Here is a 10,159-nt window from a genome sequence, read left to right on the forward strand (position 1 = left end):
GGCGAGCATCGCGGTCCTGTCGCTGCGGGCTCAGCGATCGACCACCCGTTCTGTGACGGCTCCCACCGCCGGACCGCGGACGAGGCGACGGCGTCTACTGCTACGTCGACGGGCACGCGCCGCGACGATCGCGAGCGTCACTTCGCCGACGGCGAGACGATCGAGGTACGGCCCCGCCGAGGACGAGCCAACCGACTGACAGCTCGCCCCGAGCGCTTTAGGGCGATGCCGTCGACAGGGCTGCGTATGTACCGCACCGGCCACCTCGGGGTGTCGCTGCTGGTGTTCGCCCCGATCGGCTACCTGTTCGTCGCCGCCGGCGAACCGCTCGCGGCGCTGGTGACCGGCGGCGCGATGCTCTGGCTGGCGATGCTGCCCGACGTGGACAACCGGATCCCGGGGATCCCCCACCGCGGGCCGACCCACTCGCTGCTGTTCGCCGTGCTCGTCGGCGTCGCCTTCGCCGGCGCGGGCGGGCTGCTCGCCGACGGCGTCGGCGTCGTCGACCGCATGCGACTGACGACGTTTGGCTTCTTCGTCGGCTTCGTCGCCGTCGGCGCCCACCTGCTGGGCGACGTGCTCACGCCCGCCGGCGTCAACCTGTTCTGGCCGTGGGGGCGGGAGTTCAGCCTCTACCTCACTCGCGCGGACAGCACGATCGCGAACTACGGGCTGCTCCTGCTGGGCGCGACCGCGGTCGGCGGCGCGGGCGTGCTGGCGGCTCAGGGGCTCCCCTGAGCCAGCGTCAGCACTGCGCTCCGCGCCCACCGCTCGTACCCCAGCGACGCCGCCAGCGCGACCGACGCGGCCGCGGACTCACGGGTCCGGTAGCGCACGATCGCGTCGGCGTCGATCCCGAACGCCGTCGCCGTCGCCTTCGAGACGACCGCACGGCCGTCCCCCCGCCCGCGGTGCGCCGGGTCGACGACGACGCCCACGTCCGGGAACGGGAGGTGGGTCAGCGTCGCGACCCCGACGAGGTCGTCGTCCCGGAACAGCCCCGCGGTCTGACCGGGGCGGAACACCGGCGACGCGCGCGCCCAGTCGTCCTCTGGGACGCGCTCCCGCAGGCGCTCGAAGGCGGGTTCGTCGGCGCCGACGAGCAGTCGCGCCCCGGACTCGACGGGGGAGAAGGTGGGCTCGTCGACGTAGCCGAGCCAGTACGGGCCGTAGACGCCGTCGACGCTCGCGTCGCGGTCGGCCAGCGCGCGGTCGACGGCGTCGCCCCCGGGGAGGGAGCCGTCGGCGAACGCATCGCGGTGGCTCTCGACCGCCGCCCGGAGCCGCGCCGGCGCGGCGACGACGAGCGCGTCGCCCCGGCCGAGCAGGCGGACGGTGTCGTCGGCCGAGCCAGCGACGACCGTGACGCCGGGCTCCCGGAACGCCGCGGGCGAACAGCCCAGCCGCTCGGCCCAGTGGCGGGCGATCCGGTCCTCGGTGTCGGGCGGGAGCGCCATCACCCCCCCGTTGGAGCCGGGACGGGATAAGGAGCGGCCGTCTTGAAGTGGCCCCGCGCCCAACCACCGCCGATGGCCGACCCCGAACTCGACGACGACGCGATGACCCGCTTCGAGGTGCCCGACTTCGAGGAGCTCCCAGCGGACCTGCAGGAGCGCATCGGCGAGGAGACCGAGGAGGCCGGCTTCACGCCAAACGTGTTCTCGGCGTTCGCCTACAAGCCGAGCCACTTCCGCGCCTTCTTCGACTACCACGACGCGCTCGTCGACGACACCACGCTCGACCGCGAGGAGGTGGAGATGCTCGTCGTCGCCGTCTCCGGGCGGAACCACTGCTACTACTGCAACGTCGCCCACGGCGCGCTGCTGCGGATCTACTCCGGGAACCCCGAGCTCGCCGACCAGCTGGTCGCGAACTACCGACAGGCCGACGTGAGCGAGAAGCGCATGACGATGCTCGACGTGGCGGTGACACTCACCGAGCACCCCGACCGCGTGACCGAGGCCGACCTCGAGCGGCTCGCGGAGGTGGGGTACAGCCCGGAGGAGATGTGGGACATCGCTGCCGTCACCGCCTTCTTCAACCTCAGCAACCGGATGGCGATGTTCGCGGACATGCGCCCCAACGCCGAGTTCCACACGATGGGGCGCTGAGCGGGCACCGGCGCGCCGGGAGGCCGCCGACGCCCGGCCGTTTCGGGAACGCCTAAACAACTACGGGGGGAAAGGCCGGTAATGACCGAGACCGATGACGCCTGGTTCGCCGGCGTCGACCCCGGCGACGCCGCGGCCGCGGCGGCGGCGATCCGCGAGGCTGCGGCCGACGAGCCCCGGGACTGGCCCGCGCTGGCGGTCGAATCCGGCTTCGCCGCCGAGGAAGCGGAGTACTACGACCGGCTGCACGCGGCGACCGTCGACGCCGCCCGCGAGGCCGCCCGTGCGGCCGGACGCGCCGACGACCAGCAGTTGATCCACGCGCTGCGGGCGATGGACGACGCCGAGCGCACCGCCAACGAGCTCGCCGAGCGACTGGAGGAGTGGGCCGGCGCGCTGCTCGACGTGGACGCCGACGCCACCGGGCTCGACTTCGCGGCCGTCGTCGCCGCCCACGAGCCCGCGGACGCGACCGAGGAGCGGGCCGTCTCGCTGGCACAGCGCGCGGTCGACCTGCGCGACGAGCGCGACGACCTGCGGGCGTTCGTCGAGCGCCGCGCACCCGAGGTCGCCCCCAACCTCGCGGAGATGGCCGGGCCGGTGCTGGCCGCGCGCCTGATCTCGCTGGCGGGCGGGCTGGAGTCGCTGGCGAAGAAGCCCGCCGGCACCGTGCAGGTGCTCGGCGCCGAGGACGCGCTGTTCGCCCACCTCCGCGGGCACGCGCCGTCGCCGAAACACGGCGTGATCTTCACCCACGAGTTCGTCCGGGGCACGCGCCCCGACGACCGCGGCTCGGCGGCGCGGGCGCTGGCCGGCAAGCTCGCCATCGCCGCCCGGATCGACCACTACGCCGGCGAGCGCCGGGCGAGCGTCCACGAGGACCTGCGCGAGCGGATGGAGACGATCCGCGCGCGTGCGGAGAGCGAGAGCGACGAGACCACCGACGGCGACGACGGCGGAGAAGTGGCGGGCGGCGACGGCGCCGCCGACGCGGAGGTGGACGATGAGTGAGCTCCCCGCGGGCGTCGAGCGCCGCACCGTCGCGGGCGAAGCGCGCCTGACGACCGCCGGCGAGCCAGTGTACGGCGAGCCGACCGTCGACGACCGGCGGGTCTGGGACGCCGGGCGCTCGAAGCTGGGCGCGATGCTCGAACTCGGGATGGACACCCGGCTGGCCGGCGGCGAGAAACTCCTCTACCTCGGCGCCGCCTCCGGGACGACCGTGAGCCACGTCGCCGACTTCGCCGGGCCGACGTACGCGGTGGAGTTCGCGCCGCGGCCCGTCCGCGATCTGGTCGACGTGGCCGAGTCCCGGCCGAACCTGTTCCCGCTGCTCGCCGACGCGCGGCGCCCGCGGGAGTACGCGGGCGTCGTCGAGTCCGGGCTGGACTGCATCGTCCAGGACGTGGCGACTCGGGGCCAGGCGGAGGTCGCGAACCGCAACGCGCAGTTCCTCGCCGACGACGGCCTGCTGCTCGCGGCGATCAAGGCCCGCAGCGAGGACGTGGTCGCCGAGCCCCAGGCCGTGTTCGAGGACGTGCGGGCGACGCTCTCGGGCAGCTACGAGATCCTCGAAACCGAGCGACTGGAGCCGTACCACGACGACCACCTCGGGGTCGTCGCCCGGAAGCGGTGAACGCTGCCGGCGGCTGACACGCCGAGCGTACCGGAGCCGGCACCCTATTTACGTGGGGGCCCTCAGAGTCGAGCAAATGGAGGAACTGGGTTCCCGGGCGAGCTTCGACCGGATGGGCACCCTCGGGGTCGAGGAGGAGTTCTACGTCGTCGACGAGGACGGGCTGCCCGTCTCGGGGACGACGGAGCTGGTGTACGGCGACGACGAGCCGCCGGCGCCGCTCGGGGGGCGGCTGGACCACGAGCTGTTCCAGTTCATCATCGAGACGCAGACGCCGCTGATCGAGGACGTGGGCGACGCCGAGGAGCAGCTGCTCGCGGTGCGGGAGGCGCTGGTCGACTACGCAGCGGAGCACGGCTACCGGATCGCCGCCGCCGGGCTCCACCCCGAGGCGCGCTGGCGCGAACTCGACCACGCCGAGAAGCCGCGGTACCGCTCGCAGCTCGAGCGGATCCAGTACCCCCAGCACCGCAACACGACCGCGGGGCTGCACGTCCACGTCGGCGTCGACGACCCGGACAAGGCGGTCTGGATCGCCAACGAGCTCCGCTGGGACCTGCCGCCGATGCTCGCGCTGTCGGCGAACTCCCCGTTCTGGAACGGGTTCGACACCGGGCTCGCCTCGGCGCGGTCGAAGGTGTTCGAGAACCTCCCCAACACGGGGATGCCCACGCGGTTCGCGGACTACGAGGCCTACGAACGCTTCGAACGCCGGATGGTCGAACAAGGGTCGATCGACGACCGCGGCGAGCTCTGGTACGACGTGCGACCCCACACCGGCCACGGCACCGTCGAGATCCGCACCCCGGACGCCCAGCGCGACCCCGCGGTCGTGAAGGCGTTCGTCGAGGGGATCCACGCGCTCGTGACCGACCTCGCCGAGCGCTACGAGGACGGCGAGCGCGGGCCGCTCGGGGACGGGATCCGCCGGGAGCTGCTGGACGAGAACAAGTGGCGCGCGATGCGTCACGGCCACGACGCGACGTTCCTGGACCGCGACGGCGAGTCGACGATCGGGCTGGCGGAGGCGGTCGAGCGCACCTGCGACCGGATCGGCGACGAGGCGCTCGCGACCCTGCTCGATCGGGAGAGCGGGAGCCAGCGCCAGCGCCGGATTCACGAGAACGGCGGAAGCGAGGCGCTGCGGGAGGCGCTGCTGCTGTAGCTCAGTACCGGATCGGGTACTCCCGGATCGTCTCGGGCACGTCGTCGCCCCAGAACTTCTGCATCTCCTCGTCGTCCATGCCGCGCTCGGTCTCCAGCGCGGACTCGTACGCCTCGCGGAGGTCGGCGATGGGCTGGCCGGGGGTGTCGACCCGGAGGTTGTGGTAGAGCTTCGCGGGCTCGCCGTACACCAGCACGGCCGCGCTGAGGTTGTCGCCGCGCTTGTCGCCGCCGGCGGACTCGCTGGCCTCGAGCGCGGTGAGCAGGCGGTCGGTGAACCGCCCGGTGGCGCGCTCGAAGCCGGCGGCGACGGCGTCGATCACGTCCGGGCTCGCGAGCAGGTCGCCGGCGACGGTGTACCCCTCGCCCGTGAAGTGGTCGGCGTGGTCGACGCACTTCTCGCCGGTGTGGGCGTACGTCTCCCCGCCGGCGTCGATGCCGTGGAGCTGGAGGCCGACCGAGCCGTCCCGCCCGGCGATCAGCGCCTCGGCCGCGGTCGGGAGCGAGAACCCCCGCCCGAGCAGGTAGCGGATCGACTCGCCGTAGTCGGCGCCGGCGTCCCACGACTGGGTGACGACGGCGCCGTCGGCGCTCACCCAGGGGCAGACCGCGCCGACCGCGGGGAACGCCGACGCGACGGCGACGCCGTACTGCGAGGACTCGGGGTCGCGGGCCGCGATCGAGATGGTCACGGCCACACCCCGACCGTGGTACTGTCGAACACACGCCATCTGGGGCTGTTGCGGGCTTCAACGTTCCGGCCCCGACCGAACGCTTTTGGCCGATCGGGGCGCCACCGTCGACCGTGTACCTCTCCCACCCGGTTCGGCGGATGCGCGACGACCCCGGCGAGTCGACGGTCGGACTGGTCGTCGAGCTCGACGACGACGCGGACCCCGAGCCGCTACGGGAGACCATCGCGGCGGCGGACGGCGAGGTCGTCGACGACCTGGACTTCGGCTGCTGGCTGGTCAGGCTGCCGGAGGCCGGCGTCGACGACCTCTGCTCGCTCGAGGGGGTGGTTCGCGTCGAGACCGACGCGACGCTCGAACGGGGCGTCGACGAGACGGTCGACGCCGGCGCCGGCGAGGAGGGGCCCGACGACTCGACGCGGGAGGTCTGAGCGGTGCGTGGTCAGTCCGCGGCCTTGATCTCCACGCGGTAGCCGAACGGGTCGCGTACGTACACCGCCGGCGCGGTTCCCGTGGCCCCCTTCAGGTCGCGAGCCGCGCGTTCGATCTCGATCCCCGCATCCGTCAGCTCCCGCTCGATCGCGTCGATCGACTCCTCGACGACGATCGCCACGTGGTCGAAGTTCGTCTCTCGGGGCGGCTCGAAGCTCTCGCTCGGGCTGACGTGGAGCAGGCTGGTCGCCGAGAGGCGGATCGAGAAGATCGGCCGGTCGCCCGCGCGGTACGCGTCGAGATCCTCGAGTTCGAAGCCGAGGGCGTCGCGGTAGAACGCGACGGCGTCGTCGACGCGGTCCGCCGGGATCGTGAGGTTCGCGTGATCGAGGTGGCTGGGGTTCACGGTCGGAGCGTCGTCGCTGACGGGGATAAATCATCGGCGGCTCCCAGCCGAGGGTGGACGCCGGTAGTTCCAAACCGCTCGGGCCGCGACGGTAGCCCCGATGGGTGACCCACTCGCCGAGAGGACGACACGGGCGTTCCCGGACCGGTCGGTCGCGTCCGTGGACACCCGGGAGACGCGCCGGGGGAACGCGACCGGGTTGGTCCGGTTCGAGGAGCACGACCCGGTGTACCTCAAGACGACGACGGACGGGCCGACCCGGCTCGTCCGGGAGATCGCCGCCACGCGGTACGCCGGGGCGAACGCGCCGATCCGCGTGCCGGGGGTCGTGGCTGCCGATCCCGACGTGCCGTACCTCGCGACCGAACCCCTCCCCGGGACGCCGCTGAACGAGCCGTGGACCGACGACGGCGACCGGGAACGCCTGCTCCGGCGGGCCGGCGCCGCGCTCGCGCGGACCCACGAGGCCCGGTTCGACCGCACCGGCACCGTCGAGGGCGGCGACGCGGCGTCGCTCGAACTGGCGGGCGACGACTGGGTCGACACGCTCCGCCGAACCGCCGCGTGGCGCGCCGAGGACTGGTTCCCCGATCGGTTCGCGGACATCCCGGACCGGCTGATCGAGACGGTCACGGAGCTGGCACCGACGATCGACGAGCGGCCGGCGCTGCTGCACGGCGACTGCAGCCGCATCAACGTCCACGTCGATCCGACGGGGCTGCTGGACTGGGAGCGCGCGCTCGTCGGCGATCCGGCGTTCGACCTCGTCGACGCCGAGGGGCACCTGATCGACCAGATCGACGTCGACGAGGGGGATCGGGATCGACTCCGTGCGGCGCTGTACGACGGCTACACCGCGACGGCGGGCTCGCTCCCGACGGGGCTGGCGGCGCGGCGGCCGCTGTACCGAGCGTTCGCCCACCTCCTGGTCCCGCAGACGTTCGAGAGCTGGGCGCCGACGGTCGAGACGCCGAACGACGAACTCGCGGCGGACGTGCGCGAGGAGTTCGAGTCGCGCGTGGCAGCCGCCCGGGAGGCGATGACGTAGTGCTCACTCCCCACCGGTGCAGATAACTCCCTCCGGACGGACGGTGGCGGTATGACTGACCCGCTCGACGAGGCCGGCAGCGTCGGGGGTGCCCGGGGCGGTGACGACTCTGAAGCGGGGCCGAGCGGGACGCCCTCGCGGCGAATCGATCTCTCGGGCACCGTCGTCGAGTACGCGGTCCGCCACAGCGACGAGGCCACGCGGGCCCGCATCGACGTCGACGTCCACGGCGTGACGGTCGTCCTTCCCGCGGGGGCGCGCCTGCGCGCCGAGGAGTTCCTCCGGGAGAAGGCGTCGTGGGTGGTCGAGAAACACCGCGAGTTCGAGCGCTACCGCGAGCGCGTGCCGGACCGGACGTTCGAGCCCGGCGAGTCGTTCCCGGTGCTGGGTACGGAGCGCGAACTGGTGGTCGAGCCGGCGCGGCGCAACGAACTCACCGAGGAGACGATCAGACTCCGGCGGAGCGCCGTCGAGCAGTCGTCGGTGAAGCGGGCGCTGGAGAACTTCTACCGGTCGCTCGCGCGGGCGGAGTTCACGGAGCGGGCGGACAGCTACGCGCCGCGGATGGGCGTCGAGTACGGGGGGATCGAGATCCGGAACCAGAAGACGAAGTGGGGGAGCTGTTCCAGCAGCGGGACGCTCGGGCTGAACTGGCGGCTGATGCAGGCGCCGCCGGCGATCGTCGACTACATCGTCGTCCACGAGCTCGCCCACCTGCGGGAGATGAACCACGGGGAGGCGTTCTGGGCGATCGTCGAGGAGTTCGACCCCGAGTGGGAGCAGCACCGCGCGTGGTTACGGGAGCACAGCGCCGAGTTGGTTTTTTCGGAAGAAGATCTGTAGGCGTCGACGCCGACTCGCGGTTCATACGCTCACCGCTCGAACAGTTAGCGTCGACAGAAATGCGCTGGCTGGGATTTGAACCACGGTCACTCCCGCTCGCTCGCGGTGCTCGCTCACCTTCCGTTCCCTGCTTCAAATCCAGCGGACCGATTTCTGTTGGGACGACTCGCGACTCGCGATGCTCGTCGCTCGAACAGTAGTCCCAACAGAAATGCGCTGGCTGGGATTTGAACCCAGGTTGTGACCATGGCAAGGTCACGTGATACCACTACACTACCAGCGCGTTCCTTCGCACTCCAACCAAGTGCGGTTTTCTTCTTAAGACTTCCGAAACGCGTCCAATCGACTGCCGGCGCCGGGGTGGCGTCGATGTCGCTATCCGACATCCACGTCACACACTGACGAACGAAAGAAAGCCACCAACGGGCGTCTGGCGGCGTGTGACGCCGTCACAGCCCCCGTGCTGAGTCGCTACCCTTTTACGCTGGCGTTCAGAACTGACTGTACAGTCCAGTGGCGAGGCACATGACGGGCGACACGACACTCGTCGTTCCGTCGTCGTTGGTCCGGGAGGCCGAGGACAAGCGCGAGGCGACCCGAAAGCTCGGGTACGTGGCTCGCGCGGCGGTCATCTACCGGGCCGAGCGAATCCTCGTCTTCCCCGATCGGGAAGCCGAGGGCCGCTGGGGCGGGGCGTTCGTCCGCACGGTGCTGGCCTACGCGGCCACGCCACCGTACCTCCGTCGGGAGGTCTGGGACGAACGCGACGAACTGCGCTACGCAGGCGTCCTCCCCCCCATGCGTGTCTCCCCACGGACCGGCTCCGAGGGTGAAACCCCGGAGTCGAGAGAAGGAATCGTGACCGAGGTCGGACCTGACGACCGCGTCCGGGTCAATTGCGGACTGCAACACCCGATCTCCCTGCTCGTCCCGCCGTCGATGGCGGTCGAGGAGGGGGAGCGCGTCACAGTCAGGGTCTCTTCGCGAGAACCCGTCCGCGCACGGCTGGTCGACGAGGACCCACCCGGGTTTACCGTCGACGCCTGCGGGGACATCCAGGAAGCCCTGGCCCGCGACGACGCGGGCCTCTGCATCGGCACGTCGCGCCACGGGGACGAACTCACCCGTTCGCGGCTGACCGAACTCGCCCCGCGCTACCGGGACGGCGCCACCGTCGTCTTCGGCTCGCCGGGCCGCGGGCTTCCGGAGATCTTGGGGGTATCCCCCGACGATCTCCCCGTCGAACCCGACTCGCCCGGGTTCGACCTCTGGCTGAATACGGTTCCGAATCAGGGCAGCGAGGTGGTTCGCACCGAGGAAGCGGTGTTCGCCACGCTCGCCCCGCTCGCGCTCAGGGACTGAGCGCGGAGGAAAACGAACATGCCACAACCAAGCAGACCACGAAAAGGCTCGCTGGGCTTCGGCCCGCGAACGCGTGCGGCGTCGGAAGTGCCGCGTATCCGCTCGTGGCCGGACGACGAGGGCTCCCCTGCACTGCAGGGGTTCGCTGGCTACAAGGCCGGCATGACCCACGTCGTGATGGTCAACGACGAGGAGGACTCGCCGCGGAACGGGATGGAGGAGTCCGTCCCCGTTACCGTCGTCGAGACCCCCCCGATGCACGCGATCGCCGTGCGAGCCTACGAGGACACGGCGTACGGATCGAAGCCGGCAACCGAGGTTTGGGCGTCCGAGTTCCACGACGAGCTCGACCGCGCGCTGGACCTGCCGGCCGAAAACGACTTCGAGGGCGACGCCGACGAGCTGCGGACGCTCGTCGAGGAGGGTGCGGTCGACGACCTCCGGGTCATCACCCACACCACCCCC

General features: G+C 71.6%; 13 protein-coding genes and 1 tRNA gene. 10 read left to right on the forward strand and 4 right to left on the reverse strand.

The annotated features are described in order from the left end of the window. Positions 1–246: 246 nt before the first annotated feature. Entirely contained in the window at positions 247–738 is a 492-nt protein-coding gene (locus ACP95_RS14585; protein ID WP_049981903.1) for a metal-dependent hydrolase, read from the forward strand. Here ACP95_RS14585 and ACP95_RS14590 read toward each other — a convergent pair. Next, entirely contained in the window at positions 723–1,457 is a 735-nt protein-coding gene (locus ACP95_RS14590; protein WP_049981904.1) for a GNAT family N-acetyltransferase, read from the reverse strand. The two genes, ACP95_RS14585 and ACP95_RS14590, sit on opposite strands and share 16 nt — an antisense overlap. Positions 1,458–1,529: 72 nt before the next feature. Here ACP95_RS14590 and ACP95_RS14595 point away from each other — a divergent pair, with 72 nt between their 5' ends. The 4 genes from ACP95_RS14595 (at position 1,530) to ACP95_RS14610 (ending at position 4,912) form a co-directional block, all read left to right on the forward strand. After that, positions 1,530–2,111 carry a peroxidase-related enzyme gene (locus tag ACP95_RS14595; protein ID WP_049981905.1) on the forward strand — a complete coding sequence of 194 codons (582 nt, stop codon included), beginning with the start codon at positions 1,530–1,532 and terminating at the stop codon, positions 2,109–2,111. Between the two features lie 81 nt (positions 2,112–2,192). Continuing rightward, complete coding sequence (locus ACP95_RS14600) at positions 2,193–3,122, forward strand: NOP5/NOP56 family protein (RefSeq protein WP_049981906.1); 930 nt, start codon at positions 2,193–2,195, stop codon at positions 3,120–3,122. Then, entirely contained in the window at positions 3,115–3,747 is a 633-nt protein-coding gene (locus ACP95_RS14605; RefSeq protein ID WP_049981907.1) for a fibrillarin-like rRNA/tRNA 2'-O-methyltransferase, read from the forward strand. The genes ACP95_RS14600 and ACP95_RS14605 overlap by 8 nt, the downstream gene beginning before the upstream one ends. Before the next feature lie 76 nt (positions 3,748–3,823). Beyond that, positions 3,824–4,912 carry a glutamate--cysteine ligase gene (locus tag ACP95_RS14610; RefSeq protein WP_049981908.1) on the forward strand — a complete coding sequence of 363 codons (1,089 nt, stop codon included), beginning with the start codon at positions 3,824–3,826 and terminating at the stop codon, positions 4,910–4,912. Between the two features lies 1 nt (position 4,913). Here the strand turns inward: ACP95_RS14610 and ACP95_RS14615 are convergent, their stop codons facing one another. Further along, complete coding sequence (locus tag ACP95_RS14615) at positions 4,914–5,603, reverse strand: DUF1028 domain-containing protein (protein WP_049981911.1); 690 nt, start codon at positions 5,601–5,603, stop codon at positions 4,914–4,916. A gap of 113 nt (positions 5,604–5,716) precedes the next feature. Here ACP95_RS14615 and ACP95_RS14620 point away from each other — a divergent pair, with 113 nt between their 5' ends. Next, positions 5,717–6,034 (forward strand): hypothetical protein, encoded by a 318-nt coding sequence (locus tag ACP95_RS14620; protein WP_237560456.1) that lies wholly within the window; start codon positions 5,717–5,719, stop codon positions 6,032–6,034. Positions 6,035–6,045: 11 nt separating this feature from the next. Here ACP95_RS14620 and ACP95_RS14625 read toward each other — a convergent pair whose 3' ends face one another. Further along, positions 6,046–6,441 (reverse strand): VOC family protein, encoded by a 396-nt coding sequence (locus ACP95_RS14625; RefSeq protein WP_049981909.1) that lies wholly within the window; start codon positions 6,439–6,441, stop codon positions 6,046–6,048. 100 nt (positions 6,442–6,541) lie between these two features. Here ACP95_RS14625 and ACP95_RS14630 point away from each other — a divergent pair, with 100 nt between their 5' ends. Beyond that, positions 6,542–7,489 carry a phosphotransferase family protein gene (locus ACP95_RS14630; protein WP_049981910.1) on the forward strand — a complete coding sequence of 316 codons (948 nt, stop codon included), beginning with the start codon at positions 6,542–6,544 and terminating at the stop codon, positions 7,487–7,489. A 51-nt stretch (positions 7,490–7,540) separates the two neighbouring features. Then, positions 7,541–8,332 carry a M48 family metallopeptidase gene (locus tag ACP95_RS14635; protein ID WP_082224704.1) on the forward strand — a complete coding sequence of 264 codons (792 nt, stop codon included), beginning with the start codon at positions 7,541–7,543 and terminating at the stop codon, positions 8,330–8,332. Between the two features lie 212 nt (positions 8,333–8,544). Here the strand turns inward: ACP95_RS14635 and ACP95_RS14640 are convergent. Continuing rightward, a tRNA-Gly gene (locus tag ACP95_RS14640) sits at positions 8,545–8,615 on the reverse strand. Positions 8,616–8,857: 242 nt separating this feature from the next. Between ACP95_RS14640 and ACP95_RS14645 the strand changes: the two genes are divergently transcribed. Continuing rightward, positions 8,858–9,694, forward strand: coding sequence for a putative RNA uridine N3 methyltransferase (locus ACP95_RS14645; RefSeq protein WP_049981914.1), 837 nt, complete (start codon positions 8,858–8,860; stop codon positions 9,692–9,694). Between the two features lie 18 nt (positions 9,695–9,712). Then, positions 9,713–10,159, forward strand: a 447-nt coding sequence (gene rplC, locus ACP95_RS14650; RefSeq protein WP_082224705.1) for a 50S ribosomal protein L3, incomplete at its 3' end; no start/stop codon positions are given.

Source organism: Halolamina rubra (genome assembly GCF_000739555.1).
Classification (GTDB): Archaea; Halobacteriota; Halobacteria; order Halobacteriales; family Haloferacaceae; genus Halolamina; species Halolamina rubra.